Annotated in this window: 22 protein-coding genes; 13 read left to right on the top strand and 9 right to left on the bottom strand. The window is 71.5% G+C overall.

Annotated features, from left to right (window positions below):
• Position 1: 1 nt before the first annotated feature.
• A complete protein-coding gene (locus AB1046_RS08440; RefSeq protein ID WP_369374256.1) occupies positions 2 to 1279 on the bottom strand; it encodes an extracellular solute-binding protein in 1278 nt (425 codons plus the stop codon).
• Between the two features lie 233 nt (positions 1280 to 1512).
• On the opposite strand from AB1046_RS08440, the gene AB1046_RS08435 reads away from it, so the two are divergent.
• Positions 1513 to 2529: a LacI family DNA-binding transcriptional regulator gene (locus AB1046_RS08435; RefSeq protein ID WP_369374254.1), complete on the top strand. Its 1017-nt coding sequence runs from the start codon at positions 1513 to 1515 to the stop codon at positions 2527 to 2529.
• Positions 2530 to 2629: 100 nt separating this feature from the next.
• Here AB1046_RS08435 and AB1046_RS08430 read toward each other — a convergent pair whose 3' ends face one another.
• The gene (locus AB1046_RS08430) at positions 2630 to 3394 is read right to left on the bottom strand and encodes a lysophospholipid acyltransferase family protein (RefSeq protein WP_369374252.1); all 765 of its coding nucleotides are present in this window, start codon (positions 3392 to 3394) and stop codon (positions 2630 to 2632) included.
• Positions 3395 to 3449: 55 nt separating this feature from the next.
• Between AB1046_RS08430 and AB1046_RS08425 the strand changes: the two genes are divergently transcribed.
• On the top strand, positions 3450 to 4046 hold the full coding sequence (locus AB1046_RS08425) for a hypothetical protein (RefSeq protein ID WP_369374250.1): 597 nt from the start codon (positions 3450 to 3452) through the stop codon (positions 4044 to 4046).
• Between the two features lie 49 nt (positions 4047 to 4095).
• Here AB1046_RS08425 and AB1046_RS08420 read toward each other — a convergent pair whose 3' ends face one another.
• Positions 4096 to 5040: an ROK family glucokinase gene (locus AB1046_RS08420; protein ID WP_369374248.1), complete on the bottom strand. Its 945-nt coding sequence runs from the start codon at positions 5038 to 5040 to the stop codon at positions 4096 to 4098.
• 164 nt (positions 5041 to 5204) lie between these two features.
• Between AB1046_RS08420 and AB1046_RS08415 the strand changes: the two genes are divergently transcribed.
• Positions 5205 to 7037, top strand: coding sequence for a long-chain fatty acid--CoA ligase (locus AB1046_RS08415; protein ID WP_369374246.1), 1833 nt, complete (start codon positions 5205 to 5207; stop codon positions 7035 to 7037).
• A 143-nt stretch (positions 7038 to 7180) separates the two neighbouring features.
• On the opposite strand, the gene AB1046_RS08410 is transcribed toward AB1046_RS08415, so the two are convergent.
• Positions 7181 to 7732, bottom strand: coding sequence for a GNAT family N-acetyltransferase (locus tag AB1046_RS08410; RefSeq protein ID WP_369374244.1), 552 nt, complete (start codon positions 7730 to 7732; stop codon positions 7181 to 7183).
• Positions 7733 to 7972: 240 nt separating this feature from the next.
• Between AB1046_RS08410 and AB1046_RS08405 the strand changes: the two genes are divergently transcribed.
• Together AB1046_RS08405 and AB1046_RS08400 are read left to right on the top strand one after the other, a co-directional pair.
• Positions 7973 to 9199 carry a pyrophosphate--fructose-6-phosphate 1-phosphotransferase gene (locus tag AB1046_RS08405; protein WP_369374242.1) on the top strand — a complete coding sequence of 409 codons (1227 nt, stop codon included), beginning with the start codon at positions 7973 to 7975 and terminating at the stop codon, positions 9197 to 9199.
• A 5-nt stretch (positions 9200 to 9204) separates the two neighbouring features.
• A complete protein-coding gene (locus tag AB1046_RS08400; RefSeq protein WP_369374240.1) occupies positions 9205 to 10527 on the top strand; it encodes a class II 3-deoxy-7-phosphoheptulonate synthase in 1323 nt (440 codons plus the stop codon).
• On the opposite strand, the gene AB1046_RS08395 is transcribed toward AB1046_RS08400, so the two are convergent.
• Together AB1046_RS08395 and AB1046_RS08390 are read right to left on the bottom strand one after the other, a co-directional pair.
• Positions 10524 to 11213, bottom strand: coding sequence for a 4'-phosphopantetheinyl transferase (locus tag AB1046_RS08395; protein ID WP_369374238.1), 690 nt, complete (start codon positions 11211 to 11213; stop codon positions 10524 to 10526). The genes AB1046_RS08400 and AB1046_RS08395 overlap by 4 nt on opposite strands.
• Positions 11214 to 11215: 2 nt before the next feature.
• A complete protein-coding gene (locus AB1046_RS08390; protein WP_369374236.1) occupies positions 11216 to 11581 on the bottom strand; it encodes an Rv2175c family DNA-binding protein in 366 nt (121 codons plus the stop codon).
• A 116-nt stretch (positions 11582 to 11697) separates the two neighbouring features.
• Here AB1046_RS08390 and pknB point away from each other — a divergent pair, with 116 nt between their 5' ends.
• Complete coding sequence (gene pknB, locus AB1046_RS08385; RefSeq protein WP_369374234.1) at positions 11698 to 13599, top strand: Stk1 family PASTA domain-containing Ser/Thr kinase; 1902 nt, start codon at positions 11698 to 11700, stop codon at positions 13597 to 13599.
• Between the two features lie 8 nt (positions 13600 to 13607).
• Here the strand turns inward: pknB and AB1046_RS08380 are convergent, their stop codons facing one another.
• Together AB1046_RS08380 and AB1046_RS08375 are read right to left on the bottom strand one after the other, a co-directional pair.
• Positions 13608 to 14771 carry a polyprenyl synthetase family protein gene (locus AB1046_RS08380; RefSeq protein ID WP_369374232.1) on the bottom strand — a complete coding sequence of 388 codons (1164 nt, stop codon included), beginning with the start codon at positions 14769 to 14771 and terminating at the stop codon, positions 13608 to 13610.
• Positions 14772 to 14780: 9 nt separating this feature from the next.
• Positions 14781 to 15341 carry a hypothetical protein gene (locus tag AB1046_RS08375; protein WP_369374230.1) on the bottom strand — a complete coding sequence of 187 codons (561 nt, stop codon included), beginning with the start codon at positions 15339 to 15341 and terminating at the stop codon, positions 14781 to 14783.
• A 254-nt stretch (positions 15342 to 15595) separates the two neighbouring features.
• On the opposite strand from AB1046_RS08375, the gene AB1046_RS08370 reads away from it, so the two are divergent.
• The 3 genes from AB1046_RS08370 (at position 15596) to AB1046_RS08360 (ending at position 19362) form a co-directional block, all read left to right on the top strand.
• Positions 15596 to 16933 (top strand): DUF4192 domain-containing protein, encoded by a 1338-nt coding sequence (locus tag AB1046_RS08370; protein WP_369374228.1) that lies wholly within the window; start codon positions 15596 to 15598, stop codon positions 16931 to 16933.
• A gap of 70 nt (positions 16934 to 17003) precedes the next feature.
• A complete protein-coding gene (locus AB1046_RS08365; protein WP_369374226.1) occupies positions 17004 to 17369 on the top strand; it encodes a universal stress protein in 366 nt (121 codons plus the stop codon).
• A gap of 280 nt (positions 17370 to 17649) precedes the next feature.
• The gene (locus AB1046_RS08360) at positions 17650 to 19362 is read left to right on the top strand and encodes an RNA polymerase sigma factor (protein ID WP_369374224.1); all 1713 of its coding nucleotides are present in this window, start codon (positions 17650 to 17652) and stop codon (positions 19360 to 19362) included.
• 174 nt (positions 19363 to 19536) lie between these two features.
• Here AB1046_RS08360 and AB1046_RS08355 read toward each other — a convergent pair whose 3' ends face one another.
• The gene (locus tag AB1046_RS08355; protein WP_369374222.1) at positions 19537 to 19743 is read right to left on the bottom strand and encodes a hypothetical protein; all 207 of its coding nucleotides are present in this window, start codon (positions 19741 to 19743) and stop codon (positions 19537 to 19539) included.
• Between the two features lie 224 nt (positions 19744 to 19967).
• Here AB1046_RS08355 and AB1046_RS08350 point away from each other — a divergent pair, with 224 nt between their 5' ends.
• The 4 genes from AB1046_RS08350 to AB1046_RS08335 all read left to right on the top strand — a co-directional run bounded on the left by AB1046_RS08350 (position 19968) and on the right by AB1046_RS08335 (position 24820).
• Positions 19968 to 22091 (top strand): type IIA DNA topoisomerase subunit B, encoded by a 2124-nt coding sequence (locus tag AB1046_RS08350; protein ID WP_369374220.1) that lies wholly within the window; start codon positions 19968 to 19970, stop codon positions 22089 to 22091.
• Between the two features lie 78 nt (positions 22092 to 22169).
• The gene (locus AB1046_RS08345) at positions 22170 to 22619 is read left to right on the top strand and encodes a DUF4430 domain-containing protein (protein WP_369374218.1); all 450 of its coding nucleotides are present in this window, start codon (positions 22170 to 22172) and stop codon (positions 22617 to 22619) included.
• On the top strand, positions 22598 to 23251 hold the full coding sequence (locus tag AB1046_RS08340) for a DUF6580 family putative transport protein (protein ID WP_369374216.1): 654 nt from the start codon (positions 22598 to 22600) through the stop codon (positions 23249 to 23251). Before AB1046_RS08345 ends, AB1046_RS08340 begins: the two co-directional genes overlap by 22 nt.
• Positions 23252 to 23458: 207 nt before the next feature.
• Positions 23459 to 24820 carry a lipase family protein gene (locus AB1046_RS08335; RefSeq protein ID WP_369374214.1) on the top strand — a complete coding sequence of 454 codons (1362 nt, stop codon included), beginning with the start codon at positions 23459 to 23461 and terminating at the stop codon, positions 24818 to 24820.
• The last annotated feature ends 189 nt before the right edge of the window (positions 24821 to 25009 follow it).

Below are 25009 nucleotides of genomic sequence, written 5' to 3'. Positions count from 1 at the left end.
GTCAGTCCAGGCCCGTCCCGATCGAGGTGGCCGCCTCCTGCATCTGCGCCGCCGCCTCCTCGGGGGTCAGGTCGCCCGCGATGACCTGCTCGATGATGAGGTCGAGCTCGTGCTCGATCTCCGACCAGGCCGGGATCGCCGGGGTGGATCGCGCGGTCTCCAGCGCACCCTCGTAGACGGCTACCGACTCGTTGTCGGCGAGCGCCGGGTCGTCCCAGGAGGCCTGGACGGCGGGCAGGTCGTTCGAGGTCCCGAACCAGTCGACCTGGACGGCCGGGTCGGTGGCGAACTGGACGAACTTCCACGCGGAGTCGGGGTTGGCGGCGTCGGCGAGGACGGCGAGGTTGGAGCCGCCGATGAAGGACGCGGTTGTCTCGTCCGACGGCAGGGGCACCACGCCGAACGAGTCCGCGAAGTCGTCGCCGGCGGTGGTGAGCAGGTTCGCGCGCTCCCACGGGCCCGAGACGAACGAGCCGAGGTCGCCGTCGATGAAGTTCGCTACCTTCTCGTCCTCGACGAGCACCGGCGGGGCGAGCCCGTCGCGCATGAACGAGGAGTAGTACGTAAGGGCCTTGACCTGGGCGTCGCTGTCGAGCGTGAACTCGTCGGCGTCGTCCATGATCTCGCCGCCGGCCTGCCAGTAGAACGGCAGGTACATCAGGGCGGTGGAGTTGCCGCGGGTCTGCAGGGCGATGCCGTGCTCGGCCCCGGCGTCCTGCAGACCGGCCGCGAAGTCCGTCAGGTCCGCCCAGGTCTGCGGCGGCTCCTGGCCGGACTCCTCGGCGAGGTCGGTGCGGTAGTACAGGACGCGTGTCTCGACGTACCAGGGCACGCCGTAGGAGGTCCCGTCGACGACGGTGGTGTCCCAGGCGCCCGGGAAGAACGCCGCGGAGTCGATGCCGTCCGGGGTGGGGGCGAGGCCGTCGAGCCCCACGAAGCCGCTCATCAGGGTGGTGCCGACCTGCAGGACGTCGGGCACCTCGCCCGTCGCGATGGCCGTGTTGATCTTCTCCGTGGACGACTCCCACGGGACCGGGGTGACGTTCACCGTGACGTCCGGGTTGTCGGCCTCGAACTGTTCGGCGAGCTCGGGCAGCAGCTCGCCCTCGGTGCCCATCGCCCACACCTCGAGGGTGCCGGTGGCGGGGCCGTCCGTGATGCTGCCGGCGCTGTCTGCCGGGGTGCCGGCCTCGTCGCTGCGTCCGCAACCCGTCAGGGCGAGGGCCAGCGTGAGGGTCGACGCCGTCGCCGCGACGACGAGGCGAGGTGTCCTGTTCACGATCACTCCTTTGTTGATCTACCGCTGTTGATCTACCGCTGTCCGATCCGTGCCTCCGAACCGACCCACACCTCCGAAATTTCGGAGCGGGATCTCGGAAAGGCCTCCGGAGGTTAGACGTGCTGCCGGAGAGTGTCAATGGCCTTGCGGTTGGGATGCGAACGCATCCAGCAGGTTCGGCTACGATCGGCGTTTTCGGAAACTCATGCCCGACGACGCCCGACGGAGGACCCATGGCACAGGACCGGCCGCACATCCCGCTCGCGGTCGTCGCCGCCGAGGCGGGCGTCTCGGTCCCCACGGTGTCCAAGGTGCTCAACACCCGGCCCGACGTCGCCGGCGCCACCCGCGCCCGTGTCACCGAGGTGCTGGAGCGGCACGGCTACGTGGTCCGCCCCCGGTCGGCTAAGGCCACCGGCATGATCGACGTCCGGATCGTCGACTTCGAGGGCACATGGTCCGAGGCCGTGGTGCGCGGCGCCGTCGCGGGCGCCCGCCGGCTGGGCCTCGACGTGGTCCTCGCCGTCGAGCCCGACCCCGACGACTGCAGCGCCTGGGTGCGGCACGCCCTGGACCGCGGCACGGACGGCCTGGTCAGCATCGTCGCGGTGCCCGACGCCGAGGCGCGGCGCGCGCTCACGGAGACCGGCACGCCGCTCGTCGTCGTCGACCCGCGGCAGCGGCCGCCCGAGGGGATGCTGAGCGTCGGGGCCACCAACTTCCAGGGCGGGCTGGAGGCCACGGCGCACCTGCTGTCGCTGGGCCACCGGCGCATCGCCACCATCACGGGAGCGCTGGAGCAGGACAACGCCATCGCCCGGCTCGCGGGCTACCGCGCCGCCCTGATCCGCGCCGGGGCGCCGACCGACGACGAGCTTGTGTACGTCGGTGCCTACGGTGTGACGTCCGGGTACGAGGGCGCGCAGCGGCTGATGGCGCTGGACGAACCGCCCACCGCGATCTTCGCCAGCAGCGACGACACCGCGCTCGGCGCCCTGCGCGCGCTGCGCGAGGCGGGGCTTGTGGTGCCGCGTGACGTCTCGCTGGTCGGCTTCGACGACCTGCCGATCGCCCCCTGGATCGACCCGGCGCTCACCACCGTGCGCCAGCCGCTGACGGAGATGGGCGCAACCGCCGTCGACCTGGTGCACCGCGCGCGCACGGCCAGCGGCCACACCCTCCGCACGGAGCTGGCGACAAGCTTGGTGCTCCGGTCCTCAACAGCCCCACCACAGGTCGGGATCGCGTGAGGTCGGCAGTCGGCACTGAGGTCGGTCCAGGCCTGAGCCGACCTCGGTGCTAACTGCCGAGTTGGTGGGGCAAACTGCCGACTGTGCGGCGCAGGAGCGGTCAGCGCTTGGGGCGTTGCGGCTTCTCTACCTCCGGGAGCGGGAGCCCGCCCGGGCCCTCCTCGGCTGCCTCCAGCGGCGGCTCGCCGCGGGCCGCGCGCTCCTTGGCGCTCGCCGCGTACGCGTCGACGTACTCCTGGCCGGACAGCGCGAGGATCGCGTACTGGATCTCGTCGGCCACGGCGCGCAGCACGAACTTGTCGGTCTCCATGCCCTTGTACCGGCTGAAGTCGAGGGGCTCGCCGATCACGGCGCCGAGCGGCATGAAGGTGGGCAGTCCGCGTCCGGGCGGCTGGGCGACGTCGGTGTCGACCATGGCCACCGGGATCACGGGGGCGCCCGACTCGAGCGCCATCCGTGCCACTCCCGTCTTCGCCTTGTAGAGGCGGCCGTCCGGGCTGCGGGTGCCCTCCGGGTAGATGCCGAACAGGTTGCCCTCGCTCAGTACGCGCAGCCCCGTGCGCAGCGCGGCCTCGCTCGCCGCGCCGCCGGAGCGGTCCACGGGGATCATGCCGATGCCCCTCATGAACCACGCGACGACCTTGCCCTTGACGCCCTTGCCCTCGAAGTAGTCGGACTTGGCGAGGAAGGTCACCCGGCGCGGGGTCAGGAGCGGGAAGATGAACGAGTCGATCACCGCCAGATGGTTGCCGGCCACGATCGCCGGGCCTGTCCGCGGCACGTTCTTGCCGCCGATCACCCATGGCTGGTACGCGAGGCGCAGCAACGGGCCCACCAGCAGGTTCCGCATCACCCAGTAGAACAAAGTTCCTCCTCAAGACCCGGCCCCGCGGGCCCTCCGACGACAATAGAGTGTGCGCATGGCCGCATCGAACACCGACGACCGAGACGACGACGTGCCCGGCGACACCCCACGCGAGCTGGGCGACGACGACGTGGCCTCGCGCTGGGCCGACATCGTCGCCACGCTCGGCGACATGGACCCCACCCGGGCCGACGACCCGGTGAAGCCCGCCGAATCCTCTCAGACTTCGCGGCCCGATGACGAGAGCACCGCCGCCGACCACGCGGCCGACCACGCCGCCGGGCGGGCCGACGACCTCGCGGACGAGCCGGGGAGCGAGACGCGCGTGCTCCCAGCTGCCGGCCCTCGGGACTGGCCGCTGTCACCCGAGGCCGAGGCGCTCGAGGAGGCCGAGTCCCACTTCACGCCGCCGGTGCCGCCGCCGCTGCTGTCCCGCGACCCGCTGCTCACCATGGCGTGGAGCTTCGTCGTGGGCATCCCGGTGCTGGCCGTTATCGGGGTGGTCGTCGCCGCCGCGGCGCCGTCGATAGCGATCCCGCCGCTGGTCGGCCAGATCGGCCTCGGTCTGTTCGTGGCGGGCCTGGGCGTGCTGATCTGGCGCATGCCGCACCAGCGCGACCCGGACGACGACGGCCCGGGCGCCGTCGTCTGAGCCGGAGCGGAACCGCAGGCTCAGACGACCAAGGAAATCGTCTGAGCGGCTAGCGTCGAGCCAGGTCCGCCGCGCCGACGATGCCCGCCTCGTTGCCGTGTTCTGCCAGCTCGATCTTGGCTACCGGGCGGTGGCCCATCGCGGACAGCTGGGCCTCGAAGCCGCGCCGCACCGGGCCGAGCAGCAGGTCGCCGGCCGCGCCGACGCCGCCGCCGATGACGATGAGCTCCGGGTCGAGCAGGGCGGCGACGGACGCCGAGCCCTCGCCGATCCAGCGCCCGAGGGTGGCGAGCAGCTCGATGGACAGCTCGTCGCCCTCCTGGGCGGCCTGCGTCACCATCTTGCCCTCGATGCCGGCCGCGTCGCCGCCGGCGAGCTCCAGCAGCCGACCTGCCTGGTCAACGCGGGCGACGGCGGCGTGCTGGGCGTCGCGCTCGAGCGCACTGCCCGACGCGTACTGCTCCCAGCAGCCCTCGTGGCCGCAGCCGCAGTAGTGCCCCTCCGGGACCACGCGCATGTGGCCGACCTCGGCCGCCATGCCCCACTTGCCGCGCACGAGCTTCTGCTCGGAGATGACGGCGCCGCCGAGGCCCGTGCCGACCGTGAGCATGAGCATGTCGGTGGCCTCGCGGCCCGCGCCGAACCGGAACTCGGCCCAGCCCGCGGCGTTCGCGTCGTTCTCCACCACGATGGGCAGATCGGCGTCGACCAGCTCGGCCACCTTCGCGGCCAGCGGGTACTCCCGCCAGGCGATGTTGGGGGCGAAGTTCACGGACGTGCGGTCAGGGCTGACGAAGCCCGCGGCGGCCAGGCCGATCGCACTCACCTCATGCTCCCTGACGAGCTCGTTGCAGGCGTCGGCGATGGCCTTGTCGATGTGGGCCACGTCGTCGGCGTCGGTCTCCCGACGCACCTGGGCGAGGATCTTGCCCTCCTCGTCGACGACTCCCACAGCGATCTTCGTGCCGCCGATGTCGACCCCGATGGCGTGCATTCGTCCTCGCGTTCTCTGGTTGCGCGACGGTCTAGGGACCGTCAAAAAGGAGGCGACACCGAGCCGGTGCGCACACCCAGGGTAGCGACCGCGAGCGCTGCACCACGAAGAGTCCGATTCCCGGTATCTTTGCAGGCACGGTCAGTACTGCCACTGGAGTCAGAATGGACGAGATCAACAGCCCGATCCTCATCGAGCTACCCCTAACCTCGAACCTCAACGATGTTCTCGCGGGGCGGGTCGGCGCCGGTGCCGGCAAGCCGATGATGGAGGTACCTGCCGGCAAGGGTGAGCCCTGGCGCGTCGTGAGCGCGGGAGAGTTCGACGCCGAGGTGGTCGCCGTGGCGAAGGGCCTCGTGGCCCGCGGGATCGAACCCGGTGACCAGGTCGGCATCATGTCCCGCACGCGTTACGAGTGGGCCGTGCTGGACTTCGCGGTCTGGGCCGCGGGCGCGGTGCCCGTCCCGGTGTACGAGACGTCCTCGGCCGAGCAGGTCGAGTGGATCCTGTCGGACGCCGAGGTGAAGCTGATCTTCGCCGAGAGCGCCGGCAACGCCGCAACGGTCGCCGAGGTGCGCGACGCCTGCCCGCTGGTGACCGACGTGCTCGTCATCGACGACGGCGCGCTGGGCGCGATAGCGGCCGAAGGCGTGGACGTGCCCGACGCCGAGATCGTGCGGCGCCGGGGCCTCGCGGGCCTCGACGACCTCGCCACGATCATCTACACCTCGGGCACCACGGGCCGGCCGAAGGGCGCGGAGCTGACGCACCGCAACTTCGCGTCGCTCGCCGTGAACTCCGTCGAGGTCGTGCCGGACGTGTTCTCCAGGGAGGACGGACGCACCCTCCTGTTCATCCCGATGGCCCACGTGTTCGCGCGCTTCATCCACGTGCTCGCGATAGCGGGCGGCACGGTCACCGGGCACTGGGGCGACACGACGACGCTGGTCGACGGCCTCGGTGAGTTCAAGCCGACGTACATCCTCGCGGTCCCGCGCGTGTTCGAGAAGGTCTACAACACGGCCGAGCAGACGGCGGCGGCCGGCGGCAAGGCAAAGATCTTCCACTGGGCCACGGCGACGGGTATCGCGTGGTCGAAGGCGCTGGACACGCCGTCGGGCCCGGGCCTGGGGCTGACGCTGCAGCACAAGGTCGCCAGCGCCCTGGTGTTCTCCAAGCTGCGCGCCCGGCTGGGTGGCAGGGCGGAGTTCGCGGTCTCCGGCGGCGGTCCGCTGGGCGAGCGCCTCGGCCACTTCTACCGGGGCCTGGGCCTGAAGGTGCTGGAGGGTTACGGCCTCACCGAGTCCACGGCCCCGACCAGCGTGAACCGTCCGGAGGCGACGAAGATCGGCTCGGTCGGCCTGCAGCTGCCGGGCTGTTCCGCCAAGATCGCCGAGGACAAGGAGATCCTGCTCAAGGGTCACCACATCTTCCGGGCGTACCACAAGAACGAGGCCGCCACGGCGGAGGCGTTCACCGAGGACGGCTGGTTCCGGACCGGCGACCTGGGCGAGCTGGACGACGATGGGTTCCTCAGGATCACCGGCCGCAAGAAGGAGATCATCGTCACCGCGGGCGGCAAGAACGTGGCGCCCTCGAACCTCGAGGACCGCATCCGGTCCCATGCGCTGGTCAGCCAGTGCGTGGTGGTCGGCGACAACCGGCCGTACATCGGGGCGCTCGTCACGCTCGACGCCGAGGGCCTGCCGGGCTGGCTGAAGATGCACGGCAAGCCCGCGCTGTCCGTGGAGGAGGCCCGCAAGGACCCCGACGTCCTGGCCGCGCTGGACGTAGCTGTGCAGCGGGCCAACAAGGCGGTGTCCCAGGCGGAGTCGATCCGCAAGTACGTCGTGCTGGCGGGTGACCTGAGCATCGAGAACGGGTACCTCACGCCGAAGCAGAGCGTGAAGCGTGCGGTGTTCCTGAAGGACTTCGACGCCGACGTCGAGCGCCTCTACGCGGACAAGAACAAGGACAGCCTGCACCTGATCGGCTGACCCTCACCTCGGTTGCTGACCTCGGTCGGTTGCACGTGGGGCACGGCGACTTCGGTCCGTTGCTCTGAGATCGGTCAGTTAAACGACCGATCTCAGAGCAACGGACCGAAGTCGTTTCAGGGCCCGTGCAGGCCGGGTGCTCCCTAGGCGGTCGTCAGCGAGATCCAAGTGTCCGGCGGGGTCTCCGGGCGTCCGGGCACGGCCCGGTGCTCCTCGGTCCATCCCTGCCCGACGGCGGTCGTGGCGACCGTTCGCCAGAACCGCACGGCCGGCAGGTTGGCGTCCTGGAACGCGATCTCCCACCGGCCGGGGAGGCTCGCCAGCACGTGCGCCGCGAGCTGTAGCCCGACGCCGGCCCGCCGCGCCCCGCGCACCACGAAGAACGAGCTGAGCACCCGGGTCGGGCCGTCGAGCCCGCGGACCAGCGCGAACCCGACGGGAGACGCAGGGGCGCCGTCGGCGGGCTCCAGGTGCGCGAGGACACCGTGCCAGGCCGGGTCGGTGAACGCGGCGTCCAGCCGCTCGCGCCGGAACTGGCCGCTCGGGTCGGGCAGCGCCCCCGAGACCTCGGACATGTCGTGCCGGAACAGGAGCCAGAGCCGGTCGAGGACCGGGCGGTCGGCGGGTGTTGTGGGCCGCATCGTGAGGCGGGCGGTCCGGGAGCCCGGAGGGTTCGTCAGAAGAGGGTTCGTCATAACGGAAAGCCTCCCGGGCCATTAGGCACCGGGAGGCTCGCATTAAGTATCTCATGTGCGGTATGCCCGAGTCGAGCCCCGGGTTCGTCGGTGGCCGCCGGCGTCGTCGGGCGGGATGCTCATTCACCGGACGCGCCGAGCAGGGGCGGCGGGCGTCAGTAGGATGACGACGAGGGAGCCGCGCGGGCGATCGCCGGCCGCGGTGCCCGCTAACTTTCCCCCATGAGAGGTGCACTTCCGATGGCTGTTCGTCGTGTGGCCCTGCTGACCGCCGGCGGCTTCGCGCCCTGCCTGTCGTCCTCGGTCGGCGGTCTGATCGAGCGTTACACCGAGCTCGACCCCGAGATCGAGATCATCGCCTACCTGCACGGCTACCACGGCCTGCTGACGGGCAACAAGATCCTGATCGACGACGAGGCCCGCAAGCAGGCGCCGATCCTGCACCGCTTCGGCGGCTCGCCGATCGGCAACTCGCGCGTGAAGCTGACCAACGTCAAGGACGCGGTTCGGCGGGGTCTGGTCCAGGAGGGTCAGGACCCGCTGCACGTGGCCGCGGAGCAGCTCAAGGCCGACGGCGTGGACGTGCTGCACACCATCGGTGGCGACGACACCAACACGACGGCCGCCGACCTGGCCGCCTACCTGCACGAGAACGGCTACGAGCTCACCGTGGTGGGCCTGCCGAAGACCATCGACAACGACGTGGTGCCGATCAAGCAGTCGCTCGGCGCGTGGACCGCCGCCGAGGAGGGCGCGAAGTTCGCGGCCAACGTCATCGGTGAGAACCGGGTCGGCCCGCGCATGCTGATCGTGCACGAGGTCATGGGCCGGCACTGCGGCTGGCTGACCGCCGCGACGGCCGGGAAGTACCGGGAGTGGCTCGACGAGCAGGAGTGGGCACCGGCTCTCGGCCTGTCCCGTGAGCGCTGGGACGTGCACGCCGTGTTCCTGCCGGAGCTCGAGATCGACCTGGAGGGCGAGGCCAAGCGCCTGCGCGGCGTCATGGACGAGATCGGCAACGTCAACATCTTCCTGTCGGAGGGCGCCGGCATGCACGAGATCGTGGCGCAGCTGGAGGCCGCGGGGGAGACGGTGGAGCGCGACCCGTTCGGGCACGTCAAGCTCGACACGATCAACCCGGGCCAGTGGTTCGCCAAGCAGTTCGCCGAGAAGCTGGGCGCGGAGAAGACGCTGGTGCAGAAGTCCGGCTACTACTCGCGTGCCGCGGCCGCGAACGCCGACGACCTGCGCCTGATCAAGTCCATGACGGACTACGCGGTCGAGTGCGCGCTGCGCGGCGAGTCCGGCGTGATCGGCCACGACGAGGAGGACGGCGACCGGCTCAAGGCCATCGCGTTCCCGCGCATCGCGGGCGGCAAGGCGTTCGACGTCTCGCAGGAGTGGTTCGGGCAGATCCTCGCGGACATCGGCCAGCCGCTCGTGCCGGCCGCCCCGGCGGAGCACTGAGCCCGGTGCAGGCTCTGGACCACTTCCGCACGCTGGAGGCGCGCCAGCAGCCGACGTGGCCTGACCAGGCCGCGCTGGCGGCCGCGACCGGCCGCCTGGCCCAGGCGGCACCCATAGTGGTGCCCGCACAGGCCGACACCCTGACCGAGCGGCTCGCCGCCGCCGGTCGGGGCGAGGCGTTCCTGCTCCAGGGCGGGGACTGCGCGGAGACGTTCGCCGAGGCGAACGCCGACCGCATCCGCAACAAGATCCGCACCATCCTGCAGATGGCGGTGGTGCTCACCCACGGGGCGAGCACGCCGGTGGTCAAGATGGGCCGCATGGCCGGCCAGTACGCCAAGCCGCGCTCCAGCGACACGGAGACGCGCGACGGCGTGACGCTGCCCACCTACCGCGGCGACATGATCAACGGTTTCCCGTTCACGCCGGAGGCTCGTCTGCCCGACCCGGAGCGGCTGGAGCAGGCCTACCGGATCTCGTCCGCGACGGCGAACGTGGTGCGGGCCTTCACGCAGGGCGGGTTCGCCGACCTGCGGCAGGTGCACGAGTGGAACCGCGGCTTCATGACCAACCCCGCCTACGCGCGGTACGAGAAGACGGCGGACGAGATCGACCGCGCCATCCGGTTCATGCACGCCTGCGGAGCCGACTTCGACGCGCTGCGCTCCGTCGAGTTCTTCCTCAGCCACGAGGCCCTGGTGCTCGACTACGAGCGGGCGCTGACCCGCACCGACCAGCGCACCGGCAAGGCCTACGACACCAGCGCGCACTTCCTCTGGATCGGGGAGCGCACCCGCCAGCTCGACGGCGCGCACGTCGACTTCATGGCGCGCATCGCGAACCCCATCGGCGTGAAGCTGGGCCCGACGACGACGCCGGCCGACGCCCTGGCCCTCACCGAGCGGCTCAACCCGGAGAACGTCCCCGGGCGGCTCACGTTCATCACGCGCATGGGCACCGGCCGGGTCCGGGACGTCCTCCCGTCCATCGTCGAGGCCGTCACCTGGTCCGGCGCGAACGTCACCTGGGTGACCGACCCGATGCACGGCAACACCATCACCTCCGACAGCGGGTACAAGACCCGCCGGCTGACGGACGTGCTCGACGAGGTGGCCGGGTTCTTCGAGGTCCACAAGGCGCTGGGCACCGTGCCCGGCGGCCTGCACATGGAGCTCACCGGTGACGACGTCACCGAGGTTCTTGGCGGAGCTGAGGAGATATCCGACGCCGGCCTGGCGCTGCGCTACGAGACGCTCGTCGACCCGCGCCTGAACCACCAGCAGTCCCTGGAGCTGGCCTTCCAGGTCGCCGAGATGCTGCGGTCCTAGGCGACCTCGGCCGGCAGCACGAGTGCGGTGACCACCACGCCGTTCCCCCGGACCCAGCGCCCGGTGACCGCCCGGGGGAGCGGGGCGGTCTCCGCCCGGTGGATGCGGGCCAGGAACGTGCCGTCCGTGCGCAGCTCGATGCTGGCCTCCTCGAAGCCGAGCCATTCGTGCCGCAGGGGGTACCACGCCTTGTAGAGCGACTCCTTGGCGCTGAACAGGAGCCGCCCCCACGGTGTCGCCGCGTCCTGCGCCGCCAGCCGCTCGATCGCACTGGCCTCACCGGCGTCCATGACGGACCTCGTCACACCCCCGGGCAGGGGAGTGTCGGTCTCGACGTCGATCCCGATGGCGAGCGTGTCCGTGGAGCGGGCCGCCACCGCCGCCGCGAGACCCGGGCAGTGGCTGATGCTCCCCACCACGCCGTCGGGCCACAGCGGCTCCCTGCGCGGCCCGGGCAGCAGCGACCAGCCCGGGTACCCGAGCTCGTCGAGCGCCGCGTGCGCGCAGGCGCGCCCCGCCGCGAACTCCCGGCGGCGCGAAGGCACGGCAGCGGCGACGGCGCGTGCCTCCGATTCCGTCAGCGATTCCGTCAGCGATTCCGTCAGCGACGACGGCGTGCCGGTGCCCCAGAGGGCGTGGACCGCGGGCCCGGGGCCGACGGCCCGCCGGACGAGACCCGACGACACGGTCAGAACAGCGACTGCGCCACCCGGCGCACCGCGGCGCGCTTGCCGTTGATCAGGGAGTCCACCGGCTGCTCGCCGAGCTCGTCGTTCGGCGTGAACAGCCACTCGAGGATCTCCTCCTCGGTGAACTGGGCGTCGGACAGCACCATGACGGTGCCGCGCAGGGTCGGGATCACGCCCGGCCGGCCCTCGACGTCGGGCAGCACGAACTTGGCGGGGACCTGGAACGTCTTGGGCTCGCCGCGCTTGATACCCACCACCTGCCGGTCGCGCACCATGCCGCGCGCCTTGCCGACCTCGATGTCGAGGATCTCGGCAAGGTCGGGCAGGGTCATCCACTCGCCCACGAGGGCGTCGAGATCAGTCACAGCAGAAGCGTACGGTGTGGCGCGGGTTCGGGGCACGGCAACGATCCGGCAACGGCCTCTCGTCCGGTATGCGCCTTTCACCCAGGGCGTCGGTGGTCACCCGTACACTCCCATCCGTGGCTCAGGTGACGACAGACGCGCTCATCGGCCGCCTGGTCGACGGGCGGTACCAGATAGTCGCGCGCGTAGCGCGTGGCGGCATGGCCACGGTCTACCGTGCGCAGGACACGCGCCTGAACCGTGAGATCGCGCTCAAGGTGATGCACCCCCACCTGGCCGAGGGCGAGCAGGCGGAGAGCTTTCGCCAGCGCTTCGAGCGCGAGGCGCGCTCGGCGGCCGGCCTCCACCACCACGGCGTCGTAGCGGTCTACGACCAGGGCACCGACGGCGACATGCGCTACCTGACCATGGAGTACGTGCCGGGCACCAACCTGCGCCAGCTCATCCGCGACGGTGACCTGACGCTGCGGCGCTCGTTCGCCATCCTCGACGTGGTGCTGTCCGCGCTCGCGGCCGCGCACGCCAAGGGGATAGTGCACCGCGACATCAAGCCGGAGAACGTGCTGCTGGAGCAGGGCACTGGCCGGCCGAAGGTGGCGGACTTCGGCCTGGCGCGCGCTGTCTCCGAGGTGTCCAACACCACGACGGGCACCGTGCTGGGCACGGTGGCCTACCTCGCGCCCGAGACCATCTCGACCGGGCACGTGGACAAGCGCGCCGACGTGTACGCCGTGGGGATCCTCGCCTTCGAGCTGTTCACCGGCCGCCTGCCGCACGAGGGCGAGGGGCCCATCCAGGTCGCGTTCGCGCACGTCAACACCGACGTGCCGCCCGTCAGCGCGTTCGCCGGCCACCTGGGCCGTCCCCTGGACCTGCTGGTGCGCGCCCTCACGGCGCGCGACCCGGACCGCCGCCCGCACGACGCCGCGGTGGCGCTCGACGCGCTGCGCAGCACGTTCCGGCAGATCCCCAACGAGGTGCTGGACATCCCCGCCAAGGCGGCGCCACCGCCGTCGTCGGCCGCCGTGAAGGCGGCGCGCACCGCCGTGGTGGAACGGCCGCCGGCCGGCGGCTGGGCAGCCCAGCGCCAGCTGGCCCAGGCACCACCTCCGCCGCCCCCGCCGCCCCGGCGGAGCGGGCGCGGCGCCAAGATCTGGCTGGCCGTCGCGCTGGTGGCGGTCCTGGTCACCGCCTGGTGGTACGTCGAGCAGGGCCCGGGTGCGTACGCGACCGTGCCCGACGGCGTTGTGGGTGCCACTGTCGAGCGGGCCGAGGAGGCGCTGACCGAGGCGGGGCTGACGCCGTCGACCGAGGAGGAGTACAGCTCTCAGGTGCCCGACGGCGAGGTGATCTCCGTAACCCCCGACGAGGGCCGGCGGTGGCTGCGCGACGATCCCGTGCGCCTGGTGGTCTCGCTCGGGCCCGACCTCGTGGAGGTACCGGCCGGGCTGGTCGGCATGTCCGAGGAGGAGGCGCGGTCGGCCCTGGGCAGCGTGGGCCTGACGGATATCGAGGTCTCGCGCGAGTACTCCGAGGACGTCGCGCGCGACACGGTGATCTGGGTGTCGGTCCGCGAGGCCGCCCAGGTCCCGACCGACGAGCAGGTACGGCTCACGGTGTCGGACGGCCCGCCGCCCGTCACGGTGCCCGACGTGGCCGGCCTGGGGCCGGAGGAGGCCTCCGCGGAGCTGGCCGCCGAGGGCTTCGACGTGGCTCGGGAGGACCGGTTCGACGAGAACGTGGCCGCCGGCACGGTGATCGGCACGAACCCCGGCGGCGGCAGCGGCGCCGAACAGGGCGGCACCGTCACGATGGTCGTGAGCATGGGCCAGGAGGGCACCGTGCCCGACGTCGTGGGGATGTCCGTCGAGGACGCCCAGGCGCTGCTGGAGCGGGCCGGTTACACCTCGGTGGTGCGCGGCTTCGGCGAGATCTTCGGCGAGGGTGTCACCGCGACCGAGCCGACCGCGGGCACGGAGCTGGAGCAGGGCGCCGAGGTCACGATCTGGACCCTGTGACCGACGGTTCAGGCCGTGCGGTCGACGGCGGCGTGGGCCAGGTCGGTCAGCACGCTCCGGCCTGGCTCGGCCAGGTCCGCGAGGCCGAGCATCGCGTCGGCGCGGACGGCCAGGTCGTCGATGAGCTGCTCGACGGCGTCCAGCGCACCTGAGTCGACGATGATCCCGCGCACCCGCGCGACGTCCTCGTCGGACAGCCCGGGGTCGCCCAGCGCGGCGGACAGCGCCGTGGCCTCCGGCCCGTCGACGTCGGGCCTATCACCATGGGGCAGCAGCGCGAGGGTGCGGGCCACGAGCACCGTGCGCTTGCCCTCGCGGAGGTCGTCGCCGGCCGGCTTGCCGGTCACCGCCGGGTCGCCGAAGACGCCGAGCACGTCGTCCCGGAGCTGGAACGCCTCACCAAGGGGCAGGCCCGCCGCCTCGATCCCCGCCGCGGCCTGCGCACCCCCGCCGGCCAGCAGCGCGCCGAGCGCGAGCGGCGCGGCCACCGAGTAGCTCGCGGACTTGGCGCGCAGCACCCGCCGGGCCCGCTCCTCGTCGGAGGCCGGGTCGTCGCCCCAGGGCTCCGCCTGCACCAGCACGTCGAGGTACTGCCCTACGACCACCTCGCTCTGCATGGCGTCGAAGCGGGCCCGGACCGCCTCCGCGACGTGCGCGGGCAGCGGTGCGAGGGCCGCCGACAGCTCGCGCTGCGCTGCCACCAGTACGAGGTCGCCGAGCAGGATCGCCGCGGCGTCGCCGAACCGCACCGGCTCGCCGGCCCAGCCCGCGCCTGCGTGCCTGGCGGCGAACGTCCGGTGCGCGGTGGGGCGGCCCCGGCGGGTGTCGGAGTTGTCCATCACGTCGTCGTGCAGCAGCGCCGCGGCCTGGAACAGCTCGAGCGCGGCGCCCACCCGGACCGTGGCGGTGCGGGCCAGGTCGGTTGGGTCGGCACAACCCCCGTGCGCCCGGAACGACCAGTAGCAGAACCCGGCCCGCAGGCGCTTGCCGCCCAGCAGCAGCCCGGCGACCTCCCCGACCATGGCCTCGGCGCTCGGGCTGATCGCCCGCACCTCGGCAGCCAGCTCGTCGAGGTGGGCGGTCACGGCAGTGTCGACGTCGGCGCGGAGGTTCTCGGCGTCGAGCAGGGCTGCGGGGTCGAGAGCGCCGGGACGGGCGGATGAGACGGGCACGGGCCCAGCCTATGGGGTGCGGACGGTACCGCTGATCGAAGCGAGGCGCCGGTCGCCGTCGTCGAGCACTCCGATCACGAGCGACTCCTGCACCTCGCCGGCCTCGGAGTCGGAGAGGCGCAGGAACGCGGTCTGCGCGGCGAGGCCGCTCGCGTCCGGCGCCTCGATCTGCCGGAAGCCCTGGTCGACCAGGATCTCCTCGACCTGGTCGACGACCTCGTTCGCCGACAGCCGCGACGACAAGTTGAGCGTCACCTGCGTCATCGGGGTGCCGCCGTCCTCCGTGGCCGGAATGGCCTGGGCAGACGAGGCGAGCAGCGTGGCCCCCTCCGGCATCGGGAACAGGTCCGCCGGAAACCCGTCCGCATACGTCGCGACCGCCGACGACGGGTCGAAGGTCGGCAGCTCGGTGGGCCCGCCAGACGCGGCGACCCGCGGCTCCGGGGTGCCCACCGCGGTGCTGGCCGAAGCCGGCTGCTCCGTACCCGTGCCGCAGCCCGCGGTCGCGAGCGCCAGTCCGACGACAGCGGCGAGCGCGGCCGTTCGGCGGGCGGTAGCGAGGTGGGGCACGTCGCACACGTTAGCCGCAGGGTGCGTCCGGACGACAGTGCACGGCAGTGCACGGCAGTGCACGGCAGTGCACGGCAGTGCACGGCAGTGCACGGCAGTGCACGGCAGTGCACGGCAGTGCACGGCAGCGTTGTGACTCGCGGGAGACCCTCGTGGCGGAGCCGGGCGGGAGGGAACGTAACCACAGGAATTCCGTTGTCCACACTGCCCTCCCGGGCCTGCCGCCGCGTCGCGGACGGGCTGGGATCGTCGGTATGAACCCCAAGGACATCACCTCCCAGCACCCCCGCCGCCGATCGGCGGCGCCGAACGCCACGGTGGTCCGCGTCGCCGGACCGGAGGACCTGCTCGCCTACATCCCGTACCGGCTCGGCTTCGAGCCCGCCGAGTCCGTCGTGGCCGTCAGCCTGACCGGGCCACGCCAACGGGTAGGGCTCGTGGCGCGGGTCGACCTCGACGATCTCCGCCTGCGCCAGCCCGACGAGCCGGACGGGCCCGACGGCGCGGCCACCGCCCGCTGGCTGACGGACCACGTGGTCGCCGACGGCGCGGACCGCGCGGTGGTGGTGCTCTACACGGCCACGGACCCGACCGCGCCGTCGGGCATCGCGCGGCGCGCCGTTGAGCTCCTGCGGGCCCGGCTCGAACGCCGGCTGCCCGGGACCGAGGCATGGCTCGTGGCACCCACGGGGTTCCGCGCGCTCGACTGCGCCGACCCGATGTGCTGCCCGGCAGAGGGCAGGCCGCTGGGCGCTCTCAAGGGCAGCCGAGTCGCCGCACACATGGTGCTGGAGGGCCGCACCGTGGCCGGCACCCGCGAGGAGCGGTACGCCCTGCGACCCGCGCCCGAGGTGGCCCGCACCCAGGCGCGGCGGGCAGCGGCCCGCTGGAGCGAGACCTGCCGGCGCCTGAAGAACGCGGCCAGGTGCCCGGGCGGCGGCGGGCCCGTCGACGCCGGGGCGCGGACCAGCACCGCCACCCAGGCGGAGCGTGCCGACCGGGCGCTCGCGGAATGGGGCGCCGAGAGCCTGGGCCTGTGGCGCTCGGCGGTGCGCCTCGCGGCAGGGGTCCGCCCCGGGCAGCCCACCGTGCTCTCCCCGGCACTTTCCCCGGTAGACCTCGGCAAGATCGGCGCTGCGCTCGCGGACACGCCCGTGCGGGACGCCGTCCTGCTCAGCCTGGCCCCGGGCACCGAGGAGACGGCGTTGCGCACCGCGCGGCGCGAGGTGGACGGCGACACGGATGCGGCCACGGGGGCCGTGATGGCGCGGATCATCGACCCGGAACAGGGCGTGCCGCCCGACGAGGAGCTCACCCGGGCGGCTCGCCGGGTGCTGGAGGCCGTCGTCGTGCACGTGCCACGCAACCGACGGGCACCGGCCTACCTGCTGCTGGCGCTCCTCGCGTGGTGGCACGGCGACGGCGGGCTGGCTGCCGAGCGGGTGTCGGACGCGCTCGGGGTGGAGCCCGACTACCGGCTCGCCCTCCTGCTGCGCGGCGCGATCGTCGGGGGAGTGCCGCCGGGCTGGGCGCGGCGGGAGCAGGTCTCGTTCCACGGGGAGCCGGAACCCAAGGAGGCGGCTGCCGTGTGAGGGGCGGCACGGCCGTGTGCGGCCGTGTGCGGGACGGAGTGGGGTCGGGCGTGGGGTAGCGTCGTCAGACATGACGATCGTCGTGGGCCACTTCGCCACGCCCGAGGGCCAGGAGGCCCTCAGCACCGCTGTCGCCGAGGCCAGGGAGCGCGAGGTCCCGCTCGTGGTCGTCACCAACGGGAAGCGACCCGCCGAGGAGTGCCAGGCGGAGGGCGAGGAGCTGGTCAGCCAGCTGGCCGGCGAGATCGACGTACGGATCGAGCCGGGCACCGGCGACCTCGCCGAGGACCTGATCCGGGCCGCGACGAACGCTGGCGCCGAGCTGATAGTGATCGGTCTGCGCAAGCGCAGCCCTGTCGGCAAGCTGATCCTGGGGGCCGGTGCGCAGCGGATCCTCGTCGAGGCGCCCTGCCCGGTGCTGGCCGTCAAGGTCTGAGCGACGGAGCCGGACAGGCGGAAACCCGGGGCCGACGTCCGGATCAGCCGATCCGGGAATGGTCGGGCCGTCTCGCTCGTTGACTCTTGGCACGCGAAATTCGTGCACGCAAGATCTAGTGACTGCGGGGCAGCCCCGCTCGACGTGACTTCGCACTGACTTTGCCCATATCACCGCGTCCGTCGCGGTGTACAGGTAGGCCGACGGTACAATATATATGTTCGCCGGTGGAAGAAGAAGGTCCAGTGACGGCCCCGCCGGCGGTACACCGCCCCCTCGAATGCCGAAAGGTCGGTTTGTGGCGCCCACTCCGCTGAAGACCCCCCAGGACACTGTTCCTGTCCCTGCACGCGACAACCTGCCCCGTGAGTTCGAGCATCCTGCCCTGCAGGAGCTCCTGGCTCGCGGCGCCGCCGACGGCTCGGTCGACGCCGAGAACTTCCGGCGTGCATGCGAGACCGCGGAGGTCGGTGACGCCAAGCGGCTCAAGGCGGTGCTGCGTGCGCTGGCCAACGCCGGTGTCCAGGTCGGTCTGCCCACCGTGACCAAGGTGGCCGCCGCCGCGGCCACCCGCTCCACCGCTGTCGCTGCGAAGGCCCCCGCCGACGGCGAGGCCGACGCCTCCGCGAAGCCCGCCCGGCGCACCCGCTCGACGACCGCCGCGAAGGCACCCGCCGCCAAGAAGGCCCCGGCGCGTGGCACCGCGAAGCCGAAGGAAGCCGAGAAGGACGTCGACGAGGTCGACGACATCGACCTCGCCGATCTCGAGGTCGATGTCGAGATCGAGGACGGCGACGAGCCGGCCGTGAGCGCGCGGAAGAAGCCCGCGGCGAAGACCGCCGCCAAGAAGCCCGCCGCCCGGGGCAAGTCGAAGTACGACAACATCGAGCCCGACGGCGTCGCCGTCGAGGAGCCCGAGGAAGAGGCCGACTCCGGTCCCGAGATCGTCACCAAGGCGACCCGTGGCCGCGGTGGCAAGGCCGCGAAGGAAGCCGACGAGAGCGCTGGCTTCGTCGTCTCCGACAAGGACGACGACGACCAGCCCGCGCAGCAGGTCGTGACCGCGGGCGCCACGGCGGACCCGGTCAAGGACTACCTGAAGCAGATCGGCAAGGTCGCGCTGCTGAACGCGGAGCAGGAGGTCGAGCTCGCGAAGCGCATCGAGGCCGGCCTGTTCGCGGAGGAGCGTCTCGCCACCACGGAGTTCAACCGGGACGACAAGGACCAGCGCCGGTTCGAGCGCGACCTCAAGTGGATCGCGCACGACGGCAAGCGGGCCAAGAACCACCTGCTGGAGGCCAACCTCCGCCTCGTGGTGTCGCTGGCCAAGCGCTACACGGGCCGCGGCATGCTGTTCCTGGACCTGATCCAGGAGGGCAACCTCGGTCTGATCCGTGCGGTCGAGAAGTTCGACTACACCAAGGGCTACAAGTTCTCGACGTACGCCACCTGGTGGATCCGGCAGGCGATCACGCGTGCCATGGCCGACCAGGCCCGCACCATCCGTATCCCGGTGCACATGGTCGAGGTCATCAACAAGCTGGCCCGCGTGCAGCGCCAGATGCTCCAGGACCTGGGCCGCGAGCCCACGCCGGAGGAGCTGGCCAAGGAGCTGGACATGACCCCCGAGAAGGTGGTCGAGGTCCAGAAGTACGGTCGCGAGCCCATCTCGCTGAGCACCCCGCTCGGCGAGGACGGCGACAGCGAGTTCGGTGACCTCATCGAGGACTCCGAGGCCGTCGTCCCGGCGGACGCCGTGTCGTTCACGCTCCTGCAGGAGCAGCTGCACCAGGTCCTCGACACCCTCTCGGAGCGTGAGGCCGGCGTGGTCTCCATGCGGTTCGGCCTGCAGGACGGCCAGCCCAAGACGCTCGACGAGATCGGCAAGGTCTACGGCGTGACGCGTGAGCGCATCCGCCAGATCGAGTCCAAGACGATGTCGAAGCTGCGCCACCCCTCGCGTTCGCAGGTGCTGCGCGACTACCTCGACTAGTTCTTGGTCGGAGACCGACGCCTACGCCGGGCGAGTGAACTTCTTGAGGAAGCTCACTCGCCCGGCGCCGTCATGTGGACGGCAGACACCGGGCATGACTGCGGCGGTGGTTCACCTCGTGAGGTGAACCACCGCCGCAGTCGTCAGGGTCTGGTGGGTTTTCCGGCTGAGGACTCAGGCCTGGCCGTGCTCCGCGTGGAGCCGGTCGGTCTCGTCCTGGACATGGGTGGCGATGTCCACGTAGGCGGCAGCGTGTGCGCGAGCGTGGTGGCCGCAGAAGAGCAGCTCGCCCACGGGCAGAACGACACGCACGTAGGCCTGGGCACCGCAACGGTCGCAGCGGTCGAGGGCGGTGAGCGGTTCGGTCGTCAAGGTCGTCACGTCTCCATCCAACCATTCGCTCGCGCGGTTCATGCCAGCCCGGGTGGCCGGTTCGCTGCGAGCATAGCGGCGTGCCTCACAGTTACGGGCCCCATCTGCCCCCAATTGCGCTGAAAGGGTAATTTCCGTCATAGGGTGAATTCGAGAGCCTGTGCGGGACCGTTGTCAGGCACCTCACGGGGAGCCTCACCTGCGTTGTCGGACTCCTCGTCTACGCTGTCGCCGTGACCGCAACGTCCGAGTCGTACACCGCTCGCCACCTGTCCGTCCTCGAGGGTCTCGAGGCGGTCCGTAAGCGTCCCGGCATGTACATCGGGACCACCGACTCCCGTGGCCTGATGCACTGCCTCTGGGAAGTCATCGACAACTCCGTCGACGAGGCCCTGGGCGGCCACGCCACCAAGATCGGCATAGTCCTGCACGCCGACACGTCGGTGACGGTGACGGACGACGGGCGCGGCATCCCGGTCGACATCGAGCCCAAGACGGGCCTGAGCGGCGTCGAGGTGGTCTACACCAAGCTGCACGCGGGCGGTAAGTTCGGCGGCGGTTCCTACCAGGCGTCCGGCGGCCTGCACGGCGTCGGCGCCTCCGTGGTGAACGCCCTGTCCGCGCGCCTCGACGTCGAGGTGGACCGCGGCGGCAAGACGTACCGCATGACCTTTCACCGGGGCGAGCCGGGCACGTTCGCCGACACGGCGGCAGGCCCCAACCCGGACGTGGCCTTCCAGCCGTTCGTCGACCACTCCGAGCTGGCCGTGGTTGGCAAGGTGGCGCGTGGCCGCACCGGTACGCGTGTGCGCTACTGGGCCGACCGGCAGATCTTCCCGAAGTCCGCGGTGTTCAGCTACGACGAGCTGGTCACGAGGGTCCGGCAGACCACGTTCCTGGTGCCGGGCCTCGAGATCCTGGTGCGGGACGAGCGCGGGCTGCCGGGCACGCCCGGCGAGGACGGGCCGCACGAGGAGGTCTTCCAGCACACCGGTGGTGCCGCCGACTTCGTGGAGTTCCTGGCACCCGACGCGCCGGTCACGGCGACCTGGGTGCTCCAGGGTGCCGGCGCCTTCAAGGAGACCGTCCCGGTGCTGGACGAGCGCGGCCACATGTCGCCGCGCGAGGTGGAGCGCGAGTGCGAGGTGGACATCGCTCTGCGCTGGGGGACGGGCTACGACACCGAGGTGCGCTCGTTCGTCAACATCATCTCGACGCCCAAGGGCGGCACGCACCTGGCGGGCTTCGAGCAGGGTCTGCTCAAGGTGATCCGCAAGGGGGTGGAGACCAACGCGCGCAAGCTCAAGGTCTCCACGAAGGACGGCGCCGAGCGCATCGAGAAGGACGACGTCCTGGCCGGCCTCACGGCCGTCGTCACCGTGCGCCTGTCCGAGCCGCAGTTCGAGGGGCAGACCAAGGAGGTGCTGGGCACCGGCCCGGTCCGCCAGATCGTCTCCGCGGTGGTCGAGAAGGAGATCCAGGCGCGCCTGACGTCCGCGAAGCGGGACGAGAAGACGCAGGCCTCGCTGCTGCTCGACAAGATCGTCGCCGAGATGCGCGCGCGCATCACGGCCCGCAAGCAGAAGGAGATCTCGCGCCGCAAGAACGCGCTGGAGACGTCGTCGCTGCCCGCCAAGCTGGCCGACTGCCGCTCGAACGACGTGGACCGCACCGAGCTGTTCATCGTCGAGGGGGACAGCGCGCTCGGTACCGCCAAGCTCGCTCGCTCCAGTGACTTCCAGGCGCTGCTGCCGATCCGCGGCAAGATCCTCAACGTCCAGAAGGCGTCGATCAGCGACATGCTCCGCAACGCGGAGTGCGCGGCGATCATCCAGGTGCTCGGCGCCGGTTCGGGCCGGTCCTTCGACGTCGAGGCCGCGCGCTACGGCAGGATCATCATGATGACCGACGCCGACGTGGACGGCGCGCACATCCGCACGCTCCTGCTGACCCTCTTCTACCGGTACATGAAGCCGATGGTGGAGGCCGGGCGCGTGTTCGCCGCGGTGCCGCCGCTGCACCGGGTCGAGGTGATCGGCAACGGCCGCCGCAAGAACGAGTACATCTACACGTACTCCGAGGCGGAGCTGAACGTCACGCTCAAGAAGCTCGACAAGGCCGGACGGCGCTACAAGCCCGACATCCAGCGCTACAAGGGTCTGGGCGAGATGGACGCCGACCAGCTCGCGGAGACCACCATGGACCCGCGGCACCGCACGCTGCGCCGCGTCACGGCGGAGCACGCCGAGGCGGCCGAGCGCGCGTTCGAGCTGCTCATGGGCACCGACGTGGCGCCCCGCAAGGAGTTCCTCATCGCGAGCGCGAACGAGCTGGACCGGTCCCGGATCGACATCTGACCCGGACGGGATCGAAATCTGACCCGGACGGGTGAGACGGAGGCGCCGTGCGGCGTCCGCCGACCTACACTCGCCAGCGTGAACACGTATCTGGACCGCCCGTTGCGGGCTGCCCGCACGGCGGCTGCCGCCCTTCTCGTGACCGGCCTGCTCGCGGCCTGTGGTGGCACCGAGGAGCCCGAGGGAATCGTCCCGGCGACCGTGAGCGTGCCGTCGGACGCAGCGTCGCCGTCGGGCACTGCTTCGCCGTCCGACACTGCGTCGCCGACAGGCGCGGCCGACACGTTCGCCTACCCGGGGCGTACCGGCGCCACGGCCCTGGAGCTCCTGCTGGAGGCGGATCTGTCCGCCGAGGTCTCGGGTGAGGGTGAGAGCGCGTTTGTGACCGCAATCGGCGGTCGTGCGGCGGACGACTCCAAGAGCGAGTTCTGGTCGCTGTCCGTGGACGGTGAGCTCGCGCAGGTCGGGGCGGGATCGCTGGAGACCGAGGACGGTCAGGAGATCACATGGACGATCGACACCTACTGACGCCTGCGTCGGGTCGGCGCGACCAGAACGCTCGGGCCCTTAACGCCCGCGCCCAGAACGCCCGCGACCTGACCGTTCGGGAGCTGGCCCGCCGTTGGTGGCGTCCGGCGATCGTGGTGCTGGTCCTGTCCGCCGCGGTGGTCTGGCGGCTGGTCGCCCCGGGGCTGGGCGCGCCGCCGAACCTGGAGATCGCGACGGCGGCGACGTTCCTCGCGGTGCTGCTGCTGCGCAACCGCTGGGCGGCCGTGGTGCCGTTCGTGGTGGTCGCCGTGAGCGATGCCCTGATCGGCAACACCCAGATCATGTGGTTCACCTGGTCGGCCTGGGCGGTGGTGGGGGTCGGTGCGATCCTCGCCCGGCGCCTGAAGGGGCCCGGCCGCTACGCCGCCGCGCTCGGCGTGGGGGTGGGCGGCTCGCTGTGGTTCTTCGCCTGGACCAACTTCGGTGTCTGGCTGCTGGACGGGATGTATCCGGCAACCCTGGACGGGCTGCTCGCGAGCTACGTCGCGGGCCTGCCGTTCCTCCGCACCATGCTGCTGGGCAACCTGGTGCTGGTGCCGCTAGCGGCCGCCGTCGCCACCTTGGTGGAGCGCGCCGAAGCGCGTTCCCCGCTGCCCGCCCTCCAGGCCTAGTCCAGAAGCGAGAGTCGCTTCTCTTCGAGACCTAAGTTGCTTCGCATTGAGCCGCCTCAGAGCGAAGCAACTTAGGTCTCAAAGATTGTGCGCAGCCGTCGGGTGAAATCCCCGGCTCGGTGCTATTGTTGAGCGAGTCAGTAGGGGCCCGTTCGCGGGCACGGGCACTCAGCGCTGAGTGTTCGAGGACCTCAACGAGGAGATCCGATGCCGATCGTCACCGACTCGCACGCCCTGCCCACTTCCCCGCCCCCGATACCCAGCCCTCGTCGGCCCCGGGGGCGCTGGACCGCCTCCGCCGTCGCGACCGTGGCCGCGCTCGCGCTGCTGGGGGCAGGCGTGGGCCCGGCCGCTGCGGCAGACGCCGCGCCGGTTGTCCCCGCCGCAACCGAGACCGGAGCTGCCAGGACCGAGGCCCGACTCGCGACGACCGAGACCCGACCCGACATGCCGGACGTGTCGAAGCTCGGGCCGTCGACCGAATCGGCCGCCGCGCTGGCCGATGACGCCTTCTACACCCCACCGGCCCCGCTCCCCGACGGCGCGGACGGCGAGGTGGTCCGCTGGCGCGAGGAGCCCCGGCAGCTGAGTGCCCGCAACTACCTGCTCATGTACCACTCGACGAACGCGACCGGGCAGGACGTCGCGGTGACCGGGCGGGTGCTCGTGCCGAACACGGCGTGGCGCGGGGAGGGTCCGCGGCCGATCGTGTCGGTCGCGAGCGGGACGCGCGGCATCGGCGACTCCTGTGCGCCGTCGCGCTGGCTCGACTACGAGCGGCCGCTGATCGAGCCGATGCTCCTTAAGGGCTGGGCAGTGGTCGTCACCGACTATGAGGGCCTGGGGACGCTGGGTGTGCACACCTACGTCGTCGGGCAGTCGGAGGGGCGTGCTGTCATCGACATGGTGCGTGCCGCCACTAACCTGCCCGAGGCCGGACTGGAGGCCGGGGGCAAGGTCGCCTTCTCCGGCTACTCGCAGGGCGGCGGCGGAGCGATGTGGGCGGGCGAGCTGCAGGCGACCTACGCGCCGGAGCTCGACCTGGTCGGCGTCGCCGCGGGCGGTGTGCCTGCCGACCTCAACGAGGTGGCCGAGGGTCTCGACGGACAGGTCGGTTTCGGCTTCCTCCTGTTCGCCGCGTTGGGGCTCGACGCCGCCTATCCCGAGCTGGACCTGGAGTCCTACGTCAACGAGCGCGGGCGCGAGACGTTCGAGCGGTTGCGAGACGCCTGCGTGGACGCCACGCTCGCGTACGCGTTCCAGAACATCGGTTCGGTCACGACGACCAACCCCCTGCAGTCGCCCGCCTGGCAGGCTCGGCTCGACGAGAACCGGCTCGGGGCCAACCCGCCGGACGTGCCGATCCACCTCTTCCACGGCACGCTCGACGAGATCGTCGCACCCGCCCAGGCCCGGGCGCTGCGGAACGAGTACTGCGCCGCTGGGGCGGAGGTCCGGTGGGAGTGGCACCTCGGCGAGCACGTCACGACGGCGGTGACCGGCGCACCCGGCGTGATCGCATTCCTGGACGGGAGGTTCAAGGACCGCCCGTTCCTTGTGCACTGCTGAGGCGCAACGCTGGGGCGCACGGTTGAGGCGCACGGTTGAGGCTCGCGGCTGAGCGGGACGCCCCGCTCAGCCGCCGCCCTCGCCACGCTGGTGAGGCGCGCCGAGGTATCACGGGCAGCGGTCGCCGCCCGATGCCGCTGAACCTAGTTTCAGCAGCGGCCCGCTCGCGGGCACGGGTGCTCGATGCGA

The sequence above is a fragment of the Promicromonospora sp. Populi genome, from assembly GCF_041081105.1.
GTDB lineage: Bacteria > Actinomycetota > Actinomycetes > Actinomycetales > Cellulomonadaceae > Promicromonospora.
This window is presented reverse-complemented; position numbering and strand designations above follow the sequence as displayed.